At 57.7% G+C, this 23,941-nt stretch carries 19 protein-coding genes; 12 read left to right on the top strand and 7 right to left on the bottom strand.

The window, feature by feature from the left end; genetic code table 11:
- Positions 1-83 precede the first annotated feature (83 nt).
- Positions 84-1,442, bottom strand: coding sequence for a glutamine synthetase family protein (locus ACYZTY_RS13775; RefSeq protein ID WP_461958951.1), 1,359 nt, complete (start codon positions 1,440-1,442; stop codon positions 84-86).
- 161 nt (positions 1,443-1,603) lie between these two features.
- Here ACYZTY_RS13775 and ACYZTY_RS13770 point away from each other — a divergent pair, with 161 nt between their 5' ends.
- From ACYZTY_RS13770 to ACYZTY_RS13760, 3 genes are all read left to right on the top strand, one after another.
- Complete coding sequence (locus tag ACYZTY_RS13770) at positions 1,604-2,512, top strand: helix-turn-helix domain-containing protein (protein WP_461958950.1); 909 nt, start codon at positions 1,604-1,606, stop codon at positions 2,510-2,512.
- A gap of 267 nt (positions 2,513-2,779) precedes the next feature.
- Complete coding sequence (locus ACYZTY_RS13765; RefSeq protein ID WP_461958949.1) at positions 2,780-3,979, top strand: alpha-xenorhabdolysin family binary toxin subunit A; 1,200 nt, start codon at positions 2,780-2,782, stop codon at positions 3,977-3,979.
- Positions 3,980-4,008: 29 nt separating this feature from the next.
- Entirely contained in the window at positions 4,009-5,052 is a 1,044-nt protein-coding gene (locus tag ACYZTY_RS13760; protein ID WP_461958948.1) for an alpha-xenorhabdolysin family binary toxin subunit B, read from the top strand.
- A gap of 97 nt (positions 5,053-5,149) precedes the next feature.
- Here ACYZTY_RS13760 and ACYZTY_RS13755 read toward each other — a convergent pair whose 3' ends face one another.
- The gene (locus ACYZTY_RS13755; RefSeq protein WP_461958947.1) at positions 5,150-7,537 is read right to left on the bottom strand and encodes a DUF3772 domain-containing protein; all 2,388 of its coding nucleotides are present in this window, start codon (positions 7,535-7,537) and stop codon (positions 5,150-5,152) included.
- A 224-nt stretch (positions 7,538-7,761) separates the two neighbouring features.
- On the opposite strand from ACYZTY_RS13755, the gene ACYZTY_RS13750 reads away from it, so the two are divergent.
- The gene (locus tag ACYZTY_RS13750) at positions 7,762-8,217 is read left to right on the top strand and encodes a hypothetical protein (protein ID WP_461958946.1); all 456 of its coding nucleotides are present in this window, start codon (positions 7,762-7,764) and stop codon (positions 8,215-8,217) included.
- Here the strand turns inward: ACYZTY_RS13750 and ACYZTY_RS13745 are convergent.
- From ACYZTY_RS13745 to ACYZTY_RS13735, 3 genes are read right to left on the bottom strand one after another with little or no spacing between them, the layout of a single operon-like run.
- Entirely contained in the window at positions 8,202-9,227 is a 1,026-nt protein-coding gene (locus ACYZTY_RS13745) for a DUF2955 domain-containing protein (protein ID WP_461958945.1), read from the bottom strand. The genes ACYZTY_RS13750 and ACYZTY_RS13745 overlap by 16 nt on opposite strands.
- On the bottom strand, positions 9,217-10,365 hold the full coding sequence (locus ACYZTY_RS13740; RefSeq protein ID WP_461958944.1) for an HlyD family secretion protein: 1,149 nt from the start codon (positions 10,363-10,365) through the stop codon (positions 9,217-9,219). The genes ACYZTY_RS13745 and ACYZTY_RS13740 overlap by 11 nt, the downstream gene beginning before the upstream one ends.
- Positions 10,358-11,899 carry an efflux transporter outer membrane subunit gene (locus ACYZTY_RS13735; protein ID WP_461958943.1) on the bottom strand — a complete coding sequence of 514 codons (1,542 nt, stop codon included), beginning with the start codon at positions 11,897-11,899 and terminating at the stop codon, positions 10,358-10,360. Before ACYZTY_RS13735 ends, ACYZTY_RS13740 begins: the two co-directional genes overlap by 8 nt.
- A gap of 116 nt (positions 11,900-12,015) precedes the next feature.
- On the opposite strand from ACYZTY_RS13735, the gene ACYZTY_RS13730 reads away from it, so the two are divergent.
- Positions 12,016-12,540 (top strand): transporter suffix domain-containing protein, encoded by a 525-nt coding sequence (locus tag ACYZTY_RS13730; RefSeq protein ID WP_461958942.1) that lies wholly within the window; start codon positions 12,016-12,018, stop codon positions 12,538-12,540.
- A 9-nt stretch (positions 12,541-12,549) separates the two neighbouring features.
- Here the strand turns inward: ACYZTY_RS13730 and ACYZTY_RS13725 are convergent, their stop codons facing one another.
- Together ACYZTY_RS13725 and ACYZTY_RS13720 are read right to left on the bottom strand one after the other, a co-directional pair.
- Complete coding sequence (locus tag ACYZTY_RS13725; RefSeq protein ID WP_461958941.1) at positions 12,550-13,182, bottom strand: response regulator; 633 nt, start codon at positions 13,180-13,182, stop codon at positions 12,550-12,552.
- Between the two features lie 33 nt (positions 13,183-13,215).
- Entirely contained in the window at positions 13,216-14,583 is a 1,368-nt protein-coding gene (locus ACYZTY_RS13720) for a cache domain-containing protein (RefSeq protein ID WP_461958940.1), read from the bottom strand.
- A 352-nt stretch (positions 14,584-14,935) separates the two neighbouring features.
- Here ACYZTY_RS13720 and ACYZTY_RS13715 point away from each other — a divergent pair, with 352 nt between their 5' ends.
- The 7 genes from ACYZTY_RS13715 to ACYZTY_RS13685 all read left to right on the top strand — a co-directional run bounded on the left by ACYZTY_RS13715 (position 14,936) and on the right by ACYZTY_RS13685 (position 23,913).
- Positions 14,936-16,999, top strand: a complete 2,064-nt coding sequence (locus ACYZTY_RS13715; protein WP_461958939.1) for a carbon starvation CstA family protein — start codon at positions 14,936-14,938, stop codon at positions 16,997-16,999.
- A 15-nt stretch (positions 17,000-17,014) separates the two neighbouring features.
- Complete coding sequence (locus ACYZTY_RS13710) at positions 17,015-17,212, top strand: YbdD/YjiX family protein (RefSeq protein WP_109631600.1); 198 nt, start codon at positions 17,015-17,017, stop codon at positions 17,210-17,212.
- 250 nt (positions 17,213-17,462) lie between these two features.
- The gene (ppk2, locus tag ACYZTY_RS13705; RefSeq protein WP_461958938.1) at positions 17,463-18,284 is read left to right on the top strand and encodes a polyphosphate kinase 2; all 822 of its coding nucleotides are present in this window, start codon (positions 17,463-17,465) and stop codon (positions 18,282-18,284) included.
- Positions 18,285-18,451: 167 nt separating this feature from the next.
- The gene (locus ACYZTY_RS13700; RefSeq protein WP_461958937.1) at positions 18,452-21,349 is read left to right on the top strand and encodes a sensor domain-containing phosphodiesterase; all 2,898 of its coding nucleotides are present in this window, start codon (positions 18,452-18,454) and stop codon (positions 21,347-21,349) included.
- Positions 21,350-21,454: 105 nt separating this feature from the next.
- Positions 21,455-21,979, top strand: coding sequence for a cupin domain-containing protein (locus tag ACYZTY_RS13695; protein WP_461958936.1), 525 nt, complete (start codon positions 21,455-21,457; stop codon positions 21,977-21,979).
- Positions 21,980-22,813: 834 nt separating this feature from the next.
- On the top strand, positions 22,814-23,062 hold the full coding sequence (locus tag ACYZTY_RS13690) for an AbrB/MazE/SpoVT family DNA-binding domain-containing protein (RefSeq protein WP_461958935.1): 249 nt from the start codon (positions 22,814-22,816) through the stop codon (positions 23,060-23,062).
- 173 nt (positions 23,063-23,235) lie between these two features.
- A complete protein-coding gene (locus ACYZTY_RS13685; protein ID WP_461958934.1) occupies positions 23,236-23,913 on the top strand; it encodes a GntR family transcriptional regulator in 678 nt (225 codons plus the stop codon).
- The last annotated feature ends 28 nt before the right edge of the window (positions 23,914-23,941 follow it).

Raw genomic sequence — 23,941 nt, 5'->3', positions numbered from 1 at the left:
CTGTCAACGGTGATGTTGAATGTACCGGCCTCTTCGCGGGCAAGCCTCGCTCCTACAGGGGAACGCGTGATCTCGCGTGGTTTTCAGACGCTGAGCATCAAGAACTCACGCTCCCAGGAGCTGATCACCCGTTTGAAGTTCTCGTGTTCGGCACGCTTGACCGCGACGTAACCGCGCACGAATTTGTCACCCAGATACCGCCCGATGGTTTCGCACTCTTCCATCTGCGTCAGCGCATCCTCGATGGTGATCGGCAGGCGCAGGTTGCGGCGCTCGTAGGCTCGACCTTGCACCGCCGCACTCGGTTCGATGCGTTCGACCATGCCCAGGTAACCGCACAACAAACTGGCCGCAATCGCCAGGTACGGGTTGGCGTCAGCCCCCGGCAAGCGGTTTTCCACGCGCATCGAATCCGGCGTGGAGGTCGGCACACGCAGGCCGACGGTGCGGTTTTCTTCACCCCATTCGACGTTGACCGGTGCCGAGGTGTCCGGCAGGAAACGGCGGAACGAATTTACATTGGGCGCGAACATCGGCAGCACTTTGGGGATGTACTTTTGCAAGCCGCCGATGTGGTGCAGGAACAGCTCGCTCATCGCGCCGTCGGCATTGGCGAAGATCGGCTGCCCGGTGGCGATGTCGACCACGCTCTGGTGGATGTGCATGGCGCTGCCGGGCTCATCGCCAATCGGCTTGGCCATGAAGGTCGCCGCAACGTTGTGCTTGAGCGCCGCTTCACGCATGGTGCGTTTGAACACGGTGATCTGGTCAGCCAGGTCCAGCGCATCGCCATGCCGGAAGTTGATTTCCATCTGCGCCGGGCCGTCTTCGTGGATCAGCGTGTCGAGGTCCAGGCCTTGCAGTTCGCACCAGTCGTAGACGTCTTCGAACAACGGATCGAATTCGTTGGCGGCGTCGATGGAAAACGATTGGCGACCACTTTCCGCCCGGCCCGAACGACCCAGTGGCGCCTTCAGCGGCAAGTCCGGGTCTTCGCAGCGCTGGGTCAGGTAGAACTCCATTTCCGGCGCGACAATCGGCCGCCAGCCTTTGTCGGTGTAAAGCTGCAGCACTTTCTTCAGCACGTTGCGCGGCGACAGTTCGATCGGGTTGCCGAACTTGTCGAAGGTGTCGTGGATCACGATGGCAGTCGGCTCGATGGCCCATGGAATCACGTAAACGGCGTCCGCGACGGGCTTGCAGACCATGTCGATGTCGGCCGGGTCAAGCAGGTCGTAGTAGATGTCGTCGTCGACAAAGTCCCCGGTTACCGTTTGCAAAAGCACACTTTCCGGCAGGCGCATGCCTCGCTCATGCAGGAACTTGTTGGTGGGTGCAATTTTGCCGCGTGCAATGCCGGTCAAGTCACTGACCACACACTCGACTTCGGTAATCTTGTGATCTTTCAGCCACGTGAACAGCTGATCGAAAGGGGCATTCATAGGGACCTCGTTATTGGTTTTATTAACGCCGGGGAGGGCGGTTTCATCCGCCACACACTTCCCCTGGGACGCGTTGACGACTATCTTGGGCGAGCCTTGCGGTTCCATCTATCCACTTTAAGCAGCACCAAAACGCACCAAACGAGTGCGTAAGGTCTTTCATGTCAGCGTCCAGTCCGATCCAGGTTCAAGCGTTCAACACCGACGATGTCGCCGCGCAAGTCCGCGCCACGCCGGGTTGGGTTCAGCATTATCAGCAGATGTCGCCGGGGCATTTCGCCGGGCGCGTGCGCTATCTGGACCTGCAAGGCGTGGAGATTTACGAAGAGCAGATGAACACCCGGGTCGAGCAGAATTTCAGCGCGCCCCAGGGTTCGCTGGCGTTCTGTTTTGATCGCAGCGACAACGCGCTGTACGTGTTGAATGGCGAAAGCCGCAACATCTGGATCACCCCGGAGAACTACCAGGAAATCGCCGTGGTGTTCGGCCCGGAGTTCGTGCAGCGTCACGGTTTGAATGTCGCGCGGCTGGAAGGCTTGTTCATGTCACCGCTGAACTCGGGGCAGAGCGCATTGTTCAGCCGCTGGTTGAGCGGCACCTTGACCCGGCTCGGCGAAACGCTCGACCCGCCCAGCAAAGAAGCGCTGACTCAGCAACTGCTCGAAGACTGCCTGTACATCCTCGACAACGCCTGCGTGTGCCTCGATCGGGGCGGCCTGCAGCGCCGCACCGAAGAGCGCGCGGTGATGAAACGCATCGGTGAATGGGCCGCCGACTCACCGGAAGAAACCCTCAACCTGCTGGAGCTTTCCCAGGTGGCCGGGGTTTCACTGCGGCAATTGCAGCACGCGTTCAAGGCCTTCACCGGAATGACGCCGACCCATTGGCTGCGTCTGCGCCGACTCAACAGCGCCCACCGCGAATTGCTCGCTCGAACACCGAATGACACCACCGTTGCCGAAGTGGCAATGAATTGGTCGTTCTGGCACTTGGGGCGGTTTTCCAGCAGTTATCGAGCGTTGTTCAAAGCGTTGCCGAGCGAAACGCTCAAACGCAACAGTCAGTGCTGATCGCACTATTAAAATAAGCGGTTATTGCAAACTTGAAATTCTTGTACGTGTTCAGGTGTTTTCTATAATCCGCGTCTGTAGGCCATTTCCTGCAAGTGTCGCTCGATGTTTCAGGATTTTTCAGATCTGATATTTATTCGTTGCAGATCAATTATTTACGCTATCTGTATTGTATTTAAGCTGATTTGAGTCAAACGCAAAGGTCATCTAGGTTTCTGCTCGTCGATACAAGTCGCGTATCGATTTGAACGAGCCGAGGTAAACACAATGACTGTGCTGTTGAATGAATCAGAAAGTAGCCATGACCTTCCAAAAGCGGTACTTCAGCTTATATCGGGAGAGTTTCCCGGCGTAGCTCGCAGCGCCGGGATCTTTACCAAAGAAGATGTGATCAAGATAAAGCAGTATGTAAAGAAAGGCCTCGCGCTGCCCAGCGAGTTGCCGGAGGTTGAGTCGTACCTGAAGTACACCAAAGTGGACATCGCCGGGCTGGAGCCCAGCGATATCCAGGTGCTGTTCAAGAAAATCAGAATTCATGCCGCCAGCTGGGATGCGGTGGAAAACAAAATCGTCCAGCAGAGCATTGACCTGAGTTCTGCCGCCAAAAACATCGTCAGCAGTGGCAGCGAAATCATCTCCGTGATCAAGGAAATGCCCATCATGGACCGCGTCAGAACGACGTTGGGCGAGATGAGCCAAAACGATCTCGAAGGCATCCGCTATACGTCTGACGACGGTGAAGTGGCGTCTGCCGTGACCGAAATCATCGAGCTGATGAAGGTCGATATCAAACGCCAGCAAAGCGCGACCCTGGAACTGAAGGATCGCCTGTCCAATTTCAAGATCGAGTTATCGGGCGGAGAGTTGTCTGGCGGTAAACGCGTCTTTGGCTTGCAGTCCGAAGTAAAGGGCAAGTACGACTTGATGGAGCGCAACAACTTGCTCGAATCCATCGCCAGTACCAAAGAAACGATCAAGGACAAGAAGGAGCGGATCATCCAGCTCGACAAGGACTACGACTATTACGTCGGCATGTCGTTCTCGGGAGGCCTGCCGATTTTCTGGCCGATTTCAGGTTCGATCTTCGGCCCGAAAGCCGAGACTGCCCGTAAAGAGCGCAATGCCTTGAAAACGGAAATCGACGCGCTGCAGCTGGCCGTCAGTGGCAAGGAGAACTTGCAGAGCGCCATCGAAAGTTCCATGTCCAACTTTGGTGATATCGGCATCCGCATGGCCGGCGCTGAAGCGGCACTCAATATCTTGAACACGATGTGGCAAACCATTCTGAGCAAGGTTGATTCATCGGCTGATCAGTTCGGGCGCATCAACAACGCCTTGCGCCTGACCTCATTTGTCGCCGAATTCGCGCAGGTGATCGATCCGTGGCGTGACGTCAAAAACACTGCCGGTGACTTGGTGGCGGTGTTTAACGAAGCCCTCGAAGAATACAAAAAAACCTTCAACTGATTTGCCCAGCGGACAAAAGGATTATTGCCATGAGCAACGTGACGCTAATCGACACCCCGGTTATTCCGGTGATTGACGTAAAAAACATCATTCAAACCATCCGTGATATCTCCAGGCTGGCGAACTTCAGAAATGAACGGCCGGATGTGCTGCAGGAGCGAGCCCACCGTGTGGTCGCTTACTTGAACAATATCGATACCGCCCTGCGTGAATCATTTCCGGTCTTGCTGACCGCACTGAGCAACGCCTCCGGGCAACAGTGGTTTGAAGTGCTTGATGAATTGAATGGTGCCTTGGCCAGGCACGACCTTACACCAGAAGATCGGGCGCTGGTCGCCGACGAACTGGCCAATGTCAAAGGCAACATCAATACGATGCTGGAGGGCGTCGAGGCGAAGTTTATTGCGCGCTCGCGGCTGCTCGATAACGAAGTACAAAGCCTTTACAAGATCGAAATCGGTGAGCGTGCGGATGAACCGCTGAAGGTAGCACGAGACCGCAAAGCCAGGATTCTGACCCAACTCAATGATCACCACCTCAATAAAGCGACGTGCGAGGAGCAGCGCGACACACTGATCAAAGCGCAGGATGTGATTCGCGAATTCAACCTGGCCGACATGTATAAAAATTACATTCCAGACGCCAAAGCACTGGACGGTCTGGACATGGAAAATCCGAAAAAGGAAGCCGTCAAACAGGGCATCGAGCTGGTCAGGAAGGTGTTGGGGGTGGTCTCTGACGGCATCAAATACAGTCAACTCGCCACGTCACGCAACAATCTGGACCTGGAGATCGAATCGATTACCCGGTTGGTCGAAGGCCTCAATAACGAGCTTCAGGGCGCCGAAGATGTCTTTTCCGACATCAGCGCCGTTGTGGAAATAAGCCGCCGACGCAGGACCGCGGGTGAAGAGATCATCGTCGTGGCGGGGGTGTGGCGGGGGTTTTCAATGCACCTTGAGACACTGAAAAACCTGGAATACAACCAGGCCGGGCTGACCAGGCTCCTGGCGCGATACAAAAGTCATCTGGAGGGATTGGCAGGGGACTACAACAGCACGCTGATCAACTAGGCCATTAAACGCAGCCTCGTTTCACTCGACAGCTGGCACAGGTGTGCGCGTTCCCTGTAGGAGCTGTCGAGTGAAACGAGGCTGCGATCTTTTGATCTCAGACCGTAGCCGCCGGTTTTGCCAGTTCAATGCCGGCCGCACCCAACCGCTTGAGGATTTCAAATAAGAGATCGCTTTTGGTGGTGCCGACAATTCTCGGGCTGCTGACGTAGCCGGTGACCGTCAAGGTGATGCCGTCGGGGGTGAGTTTGCTGAATCGAACAAACGGCGCCGGTTTGTCGAGGATGGTTTCATGCTCGGCGTAGGTGCTGTACAGCAGGTTTTGTACCTGTTCGGGATCGATGTCGAGGGGGAACACCAGTTCAAGTGTCGCCACCCCTTGTGCACTGCCGCCAAGGGTGACGTTGCGCAGGTTTTGCGAAATCAGTTGTGAGTTGGGCACGATGACGATCGAGCGGTCACTGAGTTGTATTTCAGTGGCCCTGACGTTGATGCGGCGGATGTCGCCTTCGACGCCGCTGATGCTGATCAGGTCGCCAACCTTGACCGGGCGTTCGGTCAGGAGAATTAGCCCTGAGACAAAGTTTTTGACGATTTCCTGCAAGCCGAAACCAATCCCCACCGACAAGGCGCTGACGATCCACGCCAGGTTGGTCCACTTGATGCCCAGTGATGACAGCGTCAGCAGAATCACTGAGGCGTAGCCGATGTTGGCGAACAGTGTACTGAGGGAGGCACACATGCCGGGGTCCATGTCGGTCTTGGGCAGGAACTCGTTATCCAGCCATCGGCGCAATGATCGGATCAGGTAGATGCCGATCAACAGGGCCAGTACCGCATTCAACAAGTGGCCCGGGATGATATTGAATTTGCGCAGGCCGTCGCCGCCGAGAATGGCAAACATCTGAGTGAATAGTTGGCCGAGCGTTGTGCCGACGCCACCCACAAACAGTGAAATGACGCCCAACAACATCAAAGCGGCGCGACCGACTCCGGACAAAATGACCGACACTTGCTCAAGGCGCACATCGCCTATCCCGAGCAGTTGTTTGAACGCCTTGCCGCTGGCGCTCTTGGGTGAGAACAGGTACTCACAGCTGTCTTTGAGCAGCTGAATCAGCAAGTAGAAGCCCGAGAGGATGATAAATCCCCAGACCAGTTGGTAAGTGATGAACCTTGCCAGGGAGATATAGCCGATCAGCAGCGCAAGCATCGCGACAAAAATGGCAATGCCGGCAAACGAATAGATCAGGCCGGCGATGGTGGTACTCGATTCGGGTGCTTCACCGGTGGCCACCACGGCTCTTCGGGCTTTGCTGGCACGCCGGAACAACGCACCGATAATCAGCGTGACCACGAACGCGATCACCCCTCGGCCAAAGAGTATGGCGGTGGGGCTCATGCCGGTGACGTTGGTGATTTGTGCCAGACCTACCAGAATCAGCAGCGTGACGGCCAATATTCTGGGGAAGGGCTCGATTGCCAGTGCCACGGGATCGGCGATTGCCGGCAAGCGCCAGGAGGGATGCTTGGTCGATAACAACGCCCGGCTCAAACCGGTAATCAGGATGCAGACATAGATGAGTTTTTCGAACTCATCGGCAAAGTTTTGAATCATCGGTGTCAACGGCAGTTGTCGAGTGAGCGCATAAAACAGCAGGTGCATCGCACACGCAGTGGTCAATAGCGTGGCCACGACAGAAGCCAGTGCGAGCGAACTTCGCCGCAAACGCCCTTCAGGCATTCGATGAATGCAAAGCCAGGCCAGCCCGCGCTCCGCGATTCGTCGGCCCCAGGACCAAATGCCCACGGCCAGTACGATCAACGAGACGGCAAACAGGCGCTCGCCGGGTTGCCAGGCGGCCTTGATTGCGCTGGAAGCCTGCTGGATGAAATCACTCAGCCTTTGGCGGTCCTCCTGGGGCGGGTTAAACAACGGCGCCCAAAACGACGGCCCCAGAATACTGCCGCTGCGCAGCGTGACTTCGGTTTCCAGCAGGCTGCGTCGAATACCGGCAATTTGGGTGATCAGACCGGCAGCATTGTTTCTAAGCGCCGTCAGGGTTTTCAGATTGGCGTCGACTTTGGTCTTTTGCTCGGACAGATAGGCTCTTTGCGTTGCGATATCCGTCTTTTCCGACGCGACATCCTCCACTGATACCGGGCCCAATACATCAAGCTGGGCCTGCAGTTGCTTCTGCTCGGGCAACAGGGAGGACTGCAGGCTGTCCACATCACTGATAAACAACTGCACGGAATCTTGCAGGCCGACCATCTGGGTCAGGTTATTGGCCAGCGAAATCTGTTGCTTGATTCGGTCAAGGCGGATTTGCAGGTCTTGCAGGTCACTTTGGGAGATTGCAACAGGCGCAGTGCCTGATATAGGGGTTGGCATCGCCGGTATGTCGGCGGCCGACAGCGCTCCGCCGCTGGTTCCTAGCAGCGTGAGCACGACGAACATCATTAACTTCAATGCATTACGCATGGGAGTGCTCGACTCTGTTGTGGGGCGCTCAACCTATGAGGTTAGGCCATCACACCAAAACGATCGAAAAGAATCCTGTTCACCGTCCGGATCAGGCAATACCGCGCTGAGAGTGGATGCCGTGTGATCTACACTCTTTGTTGCTGAATCAAGCTTGGGATCAGTTATCCGCGGTCTGCCCACCCAGGGTTCTTGCCGAGTGACGGGCTGCGTTGGAGGTCATTATGAGCAAGGTGTCATCCATCAGCCTGAGCATCGCATTGGCGGTTGCCTGCACCCAGGGTTGGGCTGCAACGGTCGTTCCGATGAAAGGGCAGAGTTCGCAACAGACCCAGCTAGACATCAATGAATGCAATAGCATCGCGTCCAGTCAGGCCGCATCGACCGCCCAGCCTGCTTCCGGAGGGCGAGTGCGCGGTGCTGCTGCGGGTGCTGCCGCCGGAGCGGCCGGGGCCCAAGTTCGCGGGCGTCAGCATGACGAGTTTTATGATCGCGTCGATGACGACACCAAGCAGGACTATCGGCAGAATCGTGCCAAAGAGACGGCGGTGGCCGGCGCGGTGGTGGGCGGTTCGCGTCAGCGTCAGGAGCGCCGGGCACAAGAGAAAACCAGTGCTGCGACCACTTCGACGGCGTACACCAGTTGCCTGCAAGGCAAGGGCTATCAGGTTAACCCCTGAGCTTTTTGCGGCCGCGGCTCAAGCAGATACACCATCAGGCAGGCATACAACGTGACGGCGAGGAACAACCCCATGCGCATGGCAAACGCCGTGTACACGTCCTTGCCGGCGATGCTGTCCTGAACCGACTGGCCCAACAGGATAATCAGCGTGATCAGGGTGTTGAGCCAGAACCCCGGGCTGAACCGGGTCGGGCTTAGGGCGTAGAGCTTGCGCGCCAGCACCAGGCCGAACAGCAGCATCCACAGAAAAAACATCCACAGATGCACAAACAGGCTGAGGGCGCTCCAGAACAGAATCGCCAACAGGCCTGCGAGCAAGGTAGACCCGACGAGCTCACGACCGGCGTTGTTGGCGTTTGTCGTGGAGCTTTGCTGACCCAGGCTGACGGCTTTCAGGATGATCGGCAGATAACCGGCCGGATCGATTAGCGCCAGCAGAAACGCCGGTAACACGATCAGGGTTGCACGCAGCGCCACCCGACTGACCTCTTCGGCGGGCAGGGGTGGGGCGGGCGGCGGGGAAGGGGCATTGGGCGGATCGGGGAATAACCCGTGACTGAGCGCCATGACCGCAACGGCGAGGAGCAAGCCCTTGACCAGGGCTCCGATGACCATCGCCGCCAGATCGAATTCGGCCACGCCGGCCGAGGAGATCATGGTCAGGCCAATCACCAGAAAGGTCACGATCAGGGCGTTGCCGCCGCGCAGACCAAAGCGGAACACCATAAACAGACTCAGGCCGATCAGCAGTACGCCAGTGACGGGGTAATAACGCAGGATCGGGATCAACAACAGGCCGAGGCCCGTGGTCAACATCGCGGCCAGAGCGAGCACCACGGCAGCCTTGAACGGTAGTGGACGATTGATCGAAGCCAGCAGGATCAGGCACAGCACCGGCGCCAGAAAAGGGATCGGCAATCCCAGGCCGAAGCTGGCAGCGAGGCACAAAGCGGTGCCAGTGGCGAGTCGCAATGCGCGCTGCTCCCGGGGCGTGTGCTTAGTAGGCATACGAAAGCCAGCTCATAAACCCCACAAACACGCGGCCCAGCGGGTTCAGCGGGTTGCTTTGGGTGGGGAAGGCCATTACTTCGGCCTGCCCGCCGGCCCGGATGGCACGGCTGTCGCGCAAGGCTTTTCGGGCGTCCTCGGAGAACTCGATGATCACCGGAAAACGCTGGGCCGGTCGCAGCCAGTCGCGGCTGTTTTGCACGCCGGGCAGGGTGCCAGGCGCGGGTGTCTGCCCTACGCTGACCCCGTAACCGACACTGCGCACACGTCCCTCGAACACTTCGCCCGGTAGCGCATCCAGGACGATCGCCACTGGCGTATCGACTTTCACCAGACCGAGGTTGTTTTCGGTCATGTCCGCGCTGATCCACACGTCATGGATGGCAATCAAAGTCATGACCGCGCCACCGGCAGCGGCGAACTGCCCGGCATCGGTACGCAGATCGGTGATCAGCCCTGCCGAACGTGCGCGGATCTGCGTGTTGGACAAATCCAGTTCGGCTTTTGACAGCGCCGTGGCAGCGCTACGCAGCAGGGCGTTGTCTTCCTCGCTGCCGCCTTCTTGCTCGCGTGCACGTTGCACTTCAGCGCGGGCGGCAGCGACCTGACTGACCGCCTGCTCACGGTTGGCGCGAGACACTTCGAGCAAGCGCACGGAAATGGTGCCAGGGTCTTCGCGGTACAAGCCTTCCAGACGCTGATTGTCCTGTCTCGCCTTGAGTTCGTTGGCCTGTGCGGCCCGCAAGTTGGCTTGCGCCGAGGCGATGCCGGCGGTGCTGGCGCCGATCTGCCGTCGGGTCGATTCAAGGTCTGCCCGGGCCCGGTCGACGGCGATCTGGTACGGCTGCGGGTCCACCTCGAACAGCACGTCGCCGGCCTGGACGTCCTGATTGTTGCGCACGTTGACGCGGATCACCCGGCCGGCGACTTCCGAGGCGACCGGAATGACAAAGGCGCCCACCCGCGCCTGTTGCGTATAGGGCGTGAAGCGGTCGGCCAACAGGTACCACGCCAGGCTCAGGAGAATCAGGAGCAGCACCCATTTGATGCCTTTTTTCGCCGGGTCGGCGGCTGGCGGGGGAGGCGCTGGAGGTGTAGGTGCGGGCGCCTCGGGGACAGGCTGCGCGGCTTCACTCATGGCTGTTTACCTTGTGGGGCAGGGGGGCGGCGGGCTCGGTCAGCAGGTCGCCCCAGTCGGTGCGTTTTTCCATCTGCTGGCGGGTGGCGTCATCGACTTTTGGCTGGGCGCTGTACCAACCGCCGCCCAAGGATTTGTACAGGGCAATCAGATTGCTCACGGCGTTGCTGCGCGCGACCAGGTAGTTGTCCTGCTGTTCGAGCAGTGCGCGCTGCGCATCCAGCACGCGTTGAAAGTCCGAGTAACCTTCCCGGTATTGCGCGCTGGCCAGCACCAATGAGCGTTTCGCGGCGACTTCGGCCTCGGCCAGGATGCGTTCGCGCTCCAGCGATTTGATCAAGCCAGTGGCGGCATCGTCAGCCTCGCGAGCGGCCTGGCGGACTTTGTCGCGATAAGCTTCGATCAGTTGCTGCAACCGCGCATCCTGGATGCGCACGTTGTTGCTGATCTGGCCATGGTCGAACAGGTTCCAGCGCAGGCTGGGGCCGCCGATCAGGTCCAGGCTTCTGGACGTCCCGTTGAGCGTGTCGGCCGACCAGACGATGCTGCCGAGCAAGGTCAGCGACGGATAGAAATCACTTTCGGCCACGCCAATCAATGCCGACTGGGCGGCGACATTCAGCTCGGCGGCTCGCACATCAGGCCGACGCAGCAGCAGATTGGCCGGCACATCCTGCAGTACGACGCGATCGACCAGCGGGATCAGCCCCTGTTTTTCCGCTACCTGCGGCAACGTGCCGGGCGGTTGCCCGATCAGCACGGCCAAGGCATTGCGGGTTCGTTGCAGCTGGTCTTCAAGGGTGGGGATGGTGCTGAGCGTGCCGAGGTATTGGGTTTTGGCTTGTTGCAGGTCGAGTTCGGCTTGCTGGCCGCTCTTGAACAGCTTTTCGGTGATCTCGAAATTGCGCTTTTGCTGTTTGGCGTTCTCCCGGGCGACGCGCAACCTGGCCTCGGTGGTGCGCAACGAGAAGTAAGTGTCTGCAACCTGGGCACGCAGCAACACCAGCACATCTTCATAGTTGGCCTGGGCCGCAAAGTAACTGGCGTCGGACGATTCGATGGCTCGGCTGAAACGCCCCCAGAAGTCCAGCTCCCAGCCAACATCAAACCCGGCGCTGTATTGCCAGAAATGGCTGTCCTGGGGATTGGTGCCTCCGGATTGTCGACGGTTGAAGTACAGACTGTCGGCGCTGGCTTGCTGCAATTGCGGATAGAGCCCGCTTTGCGCAATGCCCAACTGGGCACGGGCTTCCATCACGCGCAGGCCGGCGATTTTCAGGCTGGCGTTATGAGCATCCGACTCGGCGATCAGCTGATTGAGCAGCGGATCGTCGAAGACCTGCCACCACTGGCGAATATCCGGGTGCGTTCCGCGTTGGCTGGCGTGTTCGAGGGCGGCGGTGTTCCAGTGTTCGACCCAGGTTTCACCCGGCGGCTGGAAGTCCGGTCCCAGCCGCACACAGCCACTCAGGCCAAGTGCGCCGAGCAAGAGGAGGTGGCCTGGCAGCCTCAGCAGGGAACGGCCTCGATGCATTGGGTATCGTCCAACCAGGGAAGGTCACTGGAGCATAGCCGTCCAAATGAGCAACCGGCTGCTAAGCTTCTCAAGCACCCTCAAACCTTCTGCGATCACTTATAGGCAGGACACTCATGAGTAACCCCCAAGGTCAGGCTGAACCTCATTCCGCTGGTTGGCGCTTCAAAGTGGGCATCGCCATTATTTGCTTGATGTTGGGTTCGTGGCTGATGGTGCCGATCGCCGCAGCGCTCGACATTCCAGGCTCAAGAATCGCCGCGCTGACCGGCGTTTTGTTCATCAGCAATAAAGTCCTGCTGATCGTCGTCATTGCTGTCATGGGCAAGGCCGGGTTCCAGCAGTTGAAAAGCAAAGTATTCGGTTACGTGTCCGGAATTGCGCCGTCGATAGATGCCGAAGTGGGTCCGATTCGTCATCGGATCGGTATCGTGATGTTTTGTTTGCCGCTGATCTCGGCCTTTCTTGAACCCTACGTCGACACGTTCTGGCCAGGGTTCAGACCGAACCTGTGGCAGTTGCAGGTGCTGGGCGACGCCATGCTGATCGGCAGCTTTTTTGTGCTGGGGGGCAATTTCTGGGACAAGGTGCGGGCGTTGTTTATCCGCACGGCAAAGGTCATCACTCCAGGTACGGTGTGAGGCTGTTCGCTAGCGCGTGATGATCCCGTGATCGATCGCGTATTTGACCAGGGCCGCGGGTTTATCGATGTTGAGCTTGCGGCGAATGCTCAGGCGATGGGTTTCGACCGTGCGCACGCTGATGTCCAGCTCGCGGGCCATTTCCTTGTTGTTCAGGCCCTGCGCCATCTTGTACAACACCTGGCTTTCGCGGGGTGTCAGCTCGTTGTCGGTGCTTTTGTCAGCAATCAGCCGCTGGGCAATTTCGGCGCTGTAGAACGTGCCGCCACTGGCGATGGCTTCGATGGCCGCAATGATTTCCCGCGACGGTGAATTCTTCAGCACATAGCCGCTGGCGCCGGCGCGAACCGACTCACTGACGTATTCATAATTGTCGTACATGCTCAGCACCAGCACCTTCAGCGACGGGTACTGGCTACGGAGCACGCGAGTCAGCTCGAGCCCGTTCATGTCGCGCAGGCTGATGTCGACCAGCAACAAGTCTGGCTGGCAGCGCCCGACCATCGCGATGGCATCGGCGCCGCTCTCGGCTTCGCCCACCACTTCCAGGGGTGCCATGACCGCGAGCAGCGCTTTGATCCCGTCGCGGACCAGGGAGTGATCGTCGACCAGGGCGACGCGGATCGGGTAGGGCAGGTTCATCGCGGGTATTCACTCTTGTTGTAATGGGCTGAGTCAGCGTTTTGCGCCGGGCATTTTCATCGGCAGCAGCACGTCCAGCTCACTTCTTCCGGGCATCGATATCAAGTCGAAACGTCCGCCAAAATGTTCGACACGCTCACGGATGTTACGCAGGCCAATGCCTGCATGGCGACGTTCGACCTGGGCGACGTTGAAACCGACACCGTCGTCGACCACCGTCAACCGCACAGTTTCTTGCGACCCGTGCAGGGTAATCGAGACGTTTTTAGCCTGCGCGTGGCGTTCGATGTTGGTCAGGCCTTCTTGCACTATCCGGAACAGCGAGACCGCTGCGCCATCGACCAGATCACAGTCGAATTCATTGTCGTCGTAAGTCACGGTGAGACCGCTGCGTTGCTCGAATTCTGCGGCGAGTTGGCCGATTGCCGCCGGCAGGCCAAGGGTGTCGAGCAGGGACGAACGCAGGTCGTGAGAGAGGCTGCGAACCTCGCCAATCGCGTCGCCGAGGCGCGCCGTGGCGTCTTTTAGCGTGCTCAACCCCTTGTCTTGCACCTGGTCATTCTCCAGCAGAAGGCTGGCCAGTTCGAACTGAAACTTGATGGAGACGAGCACCTGACTGATGCCGTCGTGCAGCTCCCGGGAAACCCGGGATCGCTCTTCTTCCTGCAAGCTGACGATACGCTGGGTCAGACGTTGAAGCTTTTTGTCGGCCAATCGATGTTCACTGACGTTGAGCGTCATGCCACTGGCAAAGACAAACAGCACCGCCACGAGGGCCACCGCAGCAATCGCCAGCATGGTCTTGCGAATGCCTTGGGCCACCTCGTCGCGCGCTTGCTGGGTGGCGCGCTCAACGTCCTCAAGATAGATGCCGGTGCCGAGCATCCAGCCCCAACGATCGAGCATCACCACATAAGCGAGCTTGTCGGTCACCTGACCGGAGGAGGGCTTGTTCCAGGCGTAGCGCTGAAAACCTTCGCCGGATTGTGCACTTTTGAGCAACGCCTGAATCACCGGCAAACCCTGCGGATCTTTCATGTCCCACAGGTATTTGCCCACCAGTTCGGACTGGCGCGCGTGCATCAGGCTGCGACCCTCGCGGTCGTAGACGAAGAAGTAGCCATTGATGCCGAAGCTGAGTTTGCGCAGTTCTTCCAGCACTTGTTGCTGGGCGTGCTCGTCACCGTGGCCGTCGTCATACAGCGGTGCAATCAGGCTTTGCGCCATTTCCACGTAGTTTTTGAGTTCGGCACGCTTGCTGGCCAGAATGCTGTCTTCGATCAGTTGTGCCTGCTGATCGCCGAGTTGGCGATTCAGGGAAATCACCAGCGCGCAGATCACGGCGATCGCCAACACCAGCGGCAGAATCCCGAGCGCGACGATTTTGTGTTTGAGCTGCATCTTGGCTCCTGACCGGACCGAGGGAAGGCGAAGGCCCGGCATCATATGCCAAAGATACGCGCGTCCAGTAGCGGTGCTGGACGGAACGACCTGCGGCTTTCTGGGCGACACTGAATTGTAGGAGCCGGCTTGCTGGCGATCCAGGCGGCGCGGTGTATCAGTCCCGCCGCTATCGCCAGCAAGCCGGCTCCCACAGATTGTGTGTGTCTACGTAGAACTACGTAGACACCACGTACGTAGTAACGCGGATTTATTTGTAGACGGCATGCGGGGATATTGGGCCAGCTCCGCACCGCGGACACAATTATAAAAATTACCGCCGCAGTCACTGGCTGTCGGCAGGAGACACGCTATGCCCCGTCTGGCTAAACACCTCGCCTGGTTTGCCGTGGCTGTCCTGGGAGCGTTTGCGCTAAGTGTCGTGGCCCTGCGCCGCGGCGAAGCGATCAATGCCCTCTGGATCGTAGTCGCAGCAGTCGCTATCTACCTCGTCGCATACCGCTATTACAGCCTGTTCATCGCCACCAAGGTGATGCAACTCGACCCCAATCGTGCCACGCCCGCCGTCATCAACAATGATGGCCTGGACTACGTGCCGACCAACAAACACGTGCTTTTCGGTCACCACTTCGCCGCCATCGCCGGTGCGGGTCCGCTGGTCGGTCCGGTATTGGCCGCGCAGATGGGCTATCTGCCCGGCACGCTGTGGTTGATTGCCGGTGTGGTGCTGGCCGGTGCGGTTCAGGACTTTATGGTCCTGTTCATGTCCACCCGCCGCAACGGTCGCTCGCTGGGCGACATGGTCCGTGAAGAAATGGGCCGCATCCCCGGCACCATCGCGCTGTTTGGCTGCTTCCTGATCATGATCATCATCCTCGCGGTGCTGGCGCTGATCGTCGTGAAAGCCCTGGCCGAGAGCCCCTGGGGGATTTTCACGGTAATGGCGACCATCCCGATCGCGATGTTCATGGGCATCTACATGCGCTACATCCGCCCGGGCCGCATCGGCGAAATCTCCATCGTCGGCGTGCTGTTGCTGCTGGGTTCGATCTGGCTGGGCGGGCAGATTGCCGCTGATCCGGTCTGGGCCAAGGCCTTTACCTTCACCGGCATTCAGATCACCTGGATGTTGATCGGCTACGGTTTTGTTGCCGCGGTATTGCCGGTGTGGCTGATTCTGGCCCCGCGTGACTACCTGTCTACCTTCCTCAAGATTGGCACCATCGTGGCCTTGGCGATCGGCATTCTGATCACCATGCCCGACCTGAAAATGCCAGCACTCACTCAATTCATCGACGGCACCGGGCCGGTGTGGAAAGGCGGGTTGTTCCCGTTCCTGTTCATCACCATCGCTTGTGGCGCGGTCTCTGGTTTCCACGCGCTGATTGCTTCCGGCACGACGCCGAAGCTGTTGGCTAACGAAGGCCATGCCCGTTACATCGGTTACGGCGGCATGCTGATGGAATCCTTCGTGGCCATCATGGCGATGGTCGCGGCTTCGGTGATCGAGCCAGGCGTGTATTTCGCCATGAACAGCCCGGCGGCGCTTGTCGGCTCGGATGCTGTTTCGGTTGCTCAGACGGTCAGCAGCTGGGGTTTTGCCATTACTCCGGAAGCGCTGCAAGCAGTGGCCAAGGACATCGGTGAAACCACCATCCTGGCTCGTGCCGGTGGCGCACCAACGTTGGCAGTCGGCATCGCGCAGATCCTGCACCACGTTCTGCCGGGTGAAAACACCATGGCATTCTGGTACCACTTCGCGATCCTGTTTGAAGCACTGTTCATCCTGACCGCAGTCGACGCCGGTACCCGTGCCGGACGCTTCATGTTGCAGGATCTGCTCGGCTCGTTCGTGCCATCCCTGAAACGCACGGAGTCCTGGACTGCCAACCTGATCGCAACCGCCGGTTGTGTGGCGATGTGGGGTTATCTGTTGTACCAAGGCGTGATCGACCCATTGGGCGGCATCAACACCTTGTGGCCGTTGTTCGGCATCTCCAACCAGATGCTGGCCGGTATCGCGCTGATGTTGGCGACTGTCGTGCTGATCAAAATGAAACGTCAGCGCTACGTCTGGGTGACCATGCTGCCAGCCGTATGGCTGCTGATCTGCACCACCACCGCAGGTTTCATCAAGCTGTTCGATGCCAACCCGGCGATCGGTTTCCTGGCCCTGGCCAAGAAGTACAGCGATGCCCTGGCCAACGGTCAGATCCTCGCGCCGGCGAAGAGCATCGACCAGATGCACCACGTGATCTACAACGCCTACACCAACGCTACGCTGACGGCGCTGTTCCTGCTGGTGGTCTTCAGCATCCTGTTCTTTGCGCTCAAGGTCGGCATCGCCGCTTGGGGCACCAAGGAGCGTACGGATAAAGAAGCGCCATTCCAGGCGATGCCGCAGCCGCAGCCGTGATGGAGGAGGGCGCCTATGTTCAATGACCTGAGTCGCCTCGGTAAATACCTCGGTCAGGCCGCACGCCTGATGGTAGGCATGCCCGACTACGACACCTACGTCGAACATATGCAGAGCAAACATCCGGACAAGCCGGTGATGAGCTACGAGGTGTTCTTCCGGGAACGCCAGGAAGCGCGTTACGGGAGCAAGGCCGGGCCGAAGTGCTGTTGATCCGCTAGCCGCGGGTTATCAAATGTAATGTGGGAGCAGCTCTTTGTGGGAGCGAGCCTGCTCGCGATAGCGGTCTGACAGTCAGCCTTGATGTTGAATGTGAAGTCGCAATCGCGAGCCGGCTCGCTCCCACAAGACTGCTCTCATTTTTTTGTGTCTGGTTTGGTAATCCTCAGCGCGCTCCTTGGCACCTATACATCTTTAACCATGGACTAAACTCAGCGATCACAGCGACTGTGAGGGCTGGGTTATGGCAAAGGACAAGAAAGGCAGCAAGAAAACTGATTCCGCCGCAAGCGCGAAGATGTCCAACAAGGACTACCTGAGCGAACTGCGCCGACTGCATGTCGAAATAGTGAAGTTGCAGGAGTGGGTGCGGCAGAAGGGCATCAAGATCTGCATTGTTTTCGAAGGACGCGATGGGGCAGGCAAGGGCGGGACGATCAAGGCGCTGACCGAACGGGTGAGCCCGCGTATCTTTCGGGTAGTGGCGCTGCCTGCGCCGACCGATCGCGAAAAAAGCCAGATGTATGTGCAGCGTTACCTGCCACATCTGCCGGCGGCGGGCGAGGTGGTGATCTTCGATCGCAGTTGGTACAACCGTGCGGGCGTCGAACGGGTGATGGGGTTCTGCACCAAGGATCAAGTTGTCGGTTTCCTGAAGGCAATACCTCTGGTGGAGCGCGCGATCGTCGACTCGGGCGTAATCCTGCTCAAGTATTGGCTGGAAGTCAGCCCGCAGGAACAGACCCGCCGACTTGAGGCGCGCATCAAAGATGGACGCAAAATCTGGAAGCTGACCGCAATGGACCTGAAGTCGTACAGCCGCTGGTATGACTACTCGCGTGCACGTGACGACATGTTCAAGGCGACAGATACCGAACATGCCCCATGGCTGGTGGCCAACTCGAACGACAAGAAACGAGCGCGCCTGAACATCATCACCGATTTGCTCAGCCGCATTCCCTATGAAGAGGTGCCGCGCGAGAAAGTGAAGCTGCCCAAGCGGCAGCGGCCCGGCGGTTATCGTGAGCCGGATTACCCACTCAAAAAGATCCCCGAAAAGTTCTGATTATTCAGGGGCAGCGTCGCGAAAACGTCGTTGCCTCTCCCTTGGTTGATACTGAAGCGAATAAAACGATTGAAAAAAACTTATATAAGCCTTAAACGGGAAGCTCACTGGCATATTGCTAACAATAACTAAATGGATATCGCCAGCTTTTGGCTCAGGGAGCGCTGATGAGTTTTCGTCTATTGACCGACTTCCCGCGGCAATCGAACGATGGCGACGTAGTCGCCTCTCAACTGAAAGGTAGTTCGGATACTGTCGGTATGGCCTGCGCTGGCAACGAAGACGCGGTCGAACAATTGCTGGCCTCAGCGCGCCATTGGACCCACACCAGCGCATGGGTGGTGTACCGCGCCGGTGAACAAATGCATTGGGTCGGGCAGGGCGACCCACTGGTGAAGTGGCCGTCGAGTGTTGCGAACGAAGAGTTTGAAGCCTTTTGCCGAACCAGGCACTTGCACCGTTGGCCGACCGGAAGAGGCGAAAGTGTGCTGGGTTGGCTACTTGCGCCCGTCAACGATGCCGAGGAGCCGGCACTTGCCGAGTTTGCCCGGTGCTTGGGCATGCAGGTACAGACCAGTACCCTTGCCCGTGCGCAAATTACTCAGCGTGTGCTGTATGAAATTACCTACCTGGCCAGTTCTACCCGCGACCGGTCAGTGTTTCTGGTGGGAGTGCACCGTCTGCTGGCGAGCCTGATCGACGCCGAGAATTTCTATCTCGCGCTGTATGACCCCCACAGTGGCAAGATTGACTACCCGTATTACGTCGACATCATCGACGTTGACGCCGTAGAGGCCGAGCACTACGAATACCTTGACGCTTCTCACCTGTCATTGACCGGCCAGGTGTTGACCACTGGCCAGCCGTTGCTGATCGACGCCGCCGGTATTCGCGCGGCTCAGGCCGACGGGCGTTTCTATTGCGTGGGAGATCGTCCCGAGTTCTGGATGGGCGCACCGTTGAAAAACGCCTCGGATGAGGTGTTTGGCATGCTGGCGATGCAGGTCTACGACGTTTCCCGTACCTACAGCGCTGAAGACCGCGCGCTGTTTCTGGTGGTGGCCCGCCACGTGGCCATGGCGCTGGACCGGATTCTGCACCGAGAGGGCCTGGAAGCGACGGTGATGCGCCGCACCCAGGAGCTTTCGGCACTCAACGACGCATTGAGGCAGGAAGTGGCAGAGCGAGAGCGCGCTGAACATCTGCAGAGCGCGCTGTTCCAGATTGCTGAACTGTCCAGCCAGCCTGGCGATATGGCTGAGCTGTTTCAAACCTTGCATGGCATCGTCGGTGATCTGCTGTTCGCGCAGAACTTCTACATCGCGCTGTTCGACGACACGACCCGTGAAGTGACCTTTCCTTACTATGTCGATGAGCGGCAGACGACCTGCCCGGTGGCACGGCGTGGACGCCAGGGCCTGACCGAGTACGTTATTCGTCAGCGTCGACCTTGCCTGATTGACCCCGGCGAGGCTGAACGATTGTCTGTACAGGGTGAAATCGAACTGGCCGATGAATATGTCCGATCCTACTCCTGGCTGGGCATTCCATTGTTCGATGGCGATGTGGTACGTGGCGTGCTGGCGGTGCAAAGCTATACCTCGCAGGTGCGCTATACCTTGCGTGATCAGGAACTGCTGACTTTCGTGTCGCGGCATATCGACACCGCGTTATCGCGACGCACGGCCGCCGAAGCGATCCATGCCGCCAACCTCAAGCTCGAAGCCCGGGTGCAGAACCGTACCCGCGAGCTCGATCACGCCAATGCCAAGTTGCAACACGAAAACTCCCATGATGCGCTGACCGGGCTGCCGAATCGTACCTACCTGCAACAGCACCTCAATCTCGCCTGGTCACGATTTGGCAGCGAAGGCGGGCACCTGGCGGTGATGTTCATCGACCTCGATCGTTTCAAAATGGTTAACGACAGCCTCGGCCACCATTTTGGCGATCTGCTGTTGATGCAGGCCGCCCACCGTTTGCGCAACTGCCTGCGCGAGACCGACATGCTCGCGCGACTGGGGGGCGATGAGTTTTCGGTGCTCGCTCCCGAGGCGCCGCTGGACGTAGTGATCGAAATCGCCGAACGGATCCTGGTGGCGTTTGATCTGCCGTTTTTTATCAATGGCCATGAAGTTTTTTCGTCCTGCAGTATCGGTATTGTCAGCGCCGACAATCAGTTTCATGCCGAACCCGCCGACTTGCTGCGCGATGCCGATGCGGCGATGTACCGGGTCAAGAGTGCCGGTCGCGACAGCTACGCGGTGTTCAATCAGGAAGTGCGCCGCGAAGTCTCAGACCAGGTCGAGCGTGAAGGGGCCTTGCGTAATGCCCTCAAACGAACCGACGAACTGCTGCCGTATTTCCAGCCGATTGTCAGCGTCGACAGTGGCGAACTGTTAGCCCTTGAAGCGCTGATCCGCTGGCATCAGCCGGGCGGCCGGGTAATTGCGCCGGGAGAGTTCTTGCCGAATGTCGAGGGGTTGCGTCTGATCGGTCGACTGGACCTTTACATGCTCACCAGCGTCGCGGCGATCCTCGCAAACCCCCAGCACGCCAATTGGCCTCCGGTGCACGTCAATTGCTCCAGCTACAGCATGACGCGTCCGGACTTCGCCAGTGATGTGCTTGCATTGTTGGCGCAGCACCAGGTCGCGCCGTCGCGGATCTGCCTGGAGTTGACTGAAGGTGCGTTGGTGGCTGAACCGGCGATTGCCCGGCTGAACATGCAGCAATTGGCCGACAACGGCATGTCGGTGGTGCTCGATGACTTCGGTGCAGGATTTTCATCCCTGAGCTATGTGCATCAATACCGTTTCAGCGGCTTGAAGATCGACAAGTCATTCATCCTCGAACTGACCACCAGCGCCCGCAGTCGCGCGATCGTGCGCGCGATTGTGCGGATGGCCGAATCGCTGGATCTCAGCGTGGTGGCCGAAGGTGTCGAGGATGAAGCAACGCTTGTCTTGCTGCGCGAAATGGGGGCAGGGCAGGCCCAGGGTTATTATTTTGCCAAGCCGATGGGGTTGAAGGCGTTGTTGGAAACTTCGCTGTTAGGGCGCTAACGTTTGGGCTTTATATATAACTAAACTAAACATGCATTTAGCGTAGTTATAATTATTAAGCATATATCGATGGGTAGTCACTTTTATGAGAGAGCCTAAATCCAGATGACCAGCAATGTGTTTAAAACCCTTGTTCCTGGCGCTGAAGCATTGATTACAGCACTGGATCTGGAGCCTCATACGGAAGGTGGTTTCTATCGCAGAACCTTCCAATCGGATCACCATCCCATGGTTGAAACCGATAGCGGCCCGCGTTTCCTGATGACATCCATTTACTATTTGCTGACCAAGGATGCGCCGACAGGTCATTTTCATCTCAACCAGTCAGACATCGTGCATTACTACCATTTGGGAGACGCAATTCAGTACAGCCTGATCTTTCCAGATGGCACGTTGAAAACTGTGGTGATGGGCAGCGACGTTATCGCCGGGCAATGTTTGCAGCTGCATGTACCGGGCGGTGTCTGGAAAGCTTCGCGGCTGACAGATGGATTGGCTGGATACGGGTTGATCAGTGAAGCGGTTTCACCTGGGTTTGATTATGCGGACATGGAATTGGGTCATCGGCAGAAGCTCAGCGAACTGTTCCCAGAGCATTCGGAGCTGATTGCAGAGCTGACACAAAAATGAGGGGCTGGGAGTGAATTGAGAGCTTCAAAATCTGCGTGCAACCGGGCTAATCTCGAAACACGCTGTTACGTGTAATGTATATTATGTTAAATCATGTGCTATGTTAGATATGTTCATGAGCTGCCTAAGCCGCTTGTGGCAATTGATATTAGAGTGGAAATCATCGAAATTAACCGGACTCATTTTACAATTAGACTTAGGAGCTTCCGAACCGCGGCCTCATACCTAGAATGGAGAGTGAGTGGAAAAAATCAGCGATTATTCTCGACTAAAAGACCATTTTCAGGACGATAGCATTGATAGATAGCTGGAAAAATATCGCTCTCTGCCTATCTTGCTTCTTTGGAGATCAGATTATGACTCCCCTCGGTTGGATTTAAGACTCCGAGGCATCTACGCTACGATCATGAAATATTCAGTCCAGTCGCAAGGTCTAGATGGATTGGCTCACCTCAGTGCGCTGGGAACGAACATCACGAAACTCTGACCAGTCCTTTATCCTCGTGCACACGGGTACAAAAGCTTACTGCTCTGATCAAAGGACAGTCTCAGGCATTCGGCTCGAAATTCGGCAGATGGAACGCCGGTTCTTTAAGCTCGGCATAAACAAGCAATCGAGTAGAGCAAGGCACAGGCCGAAAGGGAATTTTTTGGCTCCCTTGCTCCCTTGCTCCCTTGCTCCCTTGCTCCAGCAAGTAAGTTGGGACTATGTGCAGGCCGTGTGCTGGTGATAAAAAAGCTCTCGTGGGCTGCCGAGCTGATACCTCAAAGGAGTTTCGTTGTGTGCAGCGATCGCACGTTACCATTGCCGACTCAAAGCAATGGAGACCACACGTGAGAAAGCCACTTATGAAAATCATCATCGAAGAATGGGATGGTGACGGTGCTATCCGGATTCCTGATGAGGCACTGCAAGAGTTGGAGCTGGATGTCGGCGACGCTGTGTATCTGATTGAAGAATTTGTCGGCAACACACGGTGCCTTGTCCTATCAAAAACACCTCAAATCGCGGATCGAAGTCTGGTGCCACTGTTGAATGCGCGCCCGACACAAGTTTTGGCCGAAGAGGCCACTGCCTACTGAAAGCGTCACCAAGGTCATGATTCGGCGAAGACTACCCTGAGCGCAGCATCCGCTCTCAACGCCCCAACCGTAGGGGCCAAGGCCTACCAATGCCGCTGCTAATTTTCGCAAAAGGCTTAATGCATCATGTTGTATAGTCGTTGGCCAACCTGCTCCATTTCACTCGGTGATCCATGTCTTACCCCCTCGACGCTATCACTCACACCTATCTGGGCAGCAACGTTTACTCCCAACTGCGCAACGCGTTGATCACCGGCGGGCTCAAACCGGACGATCGACTGCGTATCCGGGAACTGGCCAGTCAGTTGGGGACGAGCGTCACACCAGTACGTGACGCCATTCTGCAACTGGCCAAAGAGAAAGCTCTGGTGCTCAAGACCCCAAAAGACATCAGGGTGCCCGTGCTTGATAGTGCGGCCTATCTGGAAATCCGTACGCTGCGGCTGAATCTCGAAGGTCTGGGCGCCGAAACCGCGGCACGGCTTGCAACTTCCAGCGATCTGGCGCGCATCGATGCCAATATCCAACGCAACCTTGAGGCCATCAACAATAATGACCTTCCTGAAGCACTGCGCCTGAATAGCGAGTTTCACTTTTTGATCGCGGAAGCCGCTCGCATGCCTCTACTGCGCAGCTATTTGGATAGCTTGTGGATGCGTGCAGGCCCATTAATTGCTCAGGCATACGCGCACTTTTCCTTGACTATGGCCATCGAGCACCATGTTGAGATACTCGATGCGCTGCGCCATCAAGACGCCGCGGCGGCCAAGCATGCGATTCAGACAGACATTCTTGATGGCAATCAAAAAATGCTGGAATTCATAGCGGTCAGCCAGGAGGCAGCCTCCTAAACTCAGCTTTCCCTTGAACGGCTATTGA

This window comes from Pseudomonas sp. LB1P83, from assembly GCF_054897885.1.
Note: the sequence above shows the minus strand (reverse complement) of the source record. Positions and strands in the feature narration are given on the sequence as shown.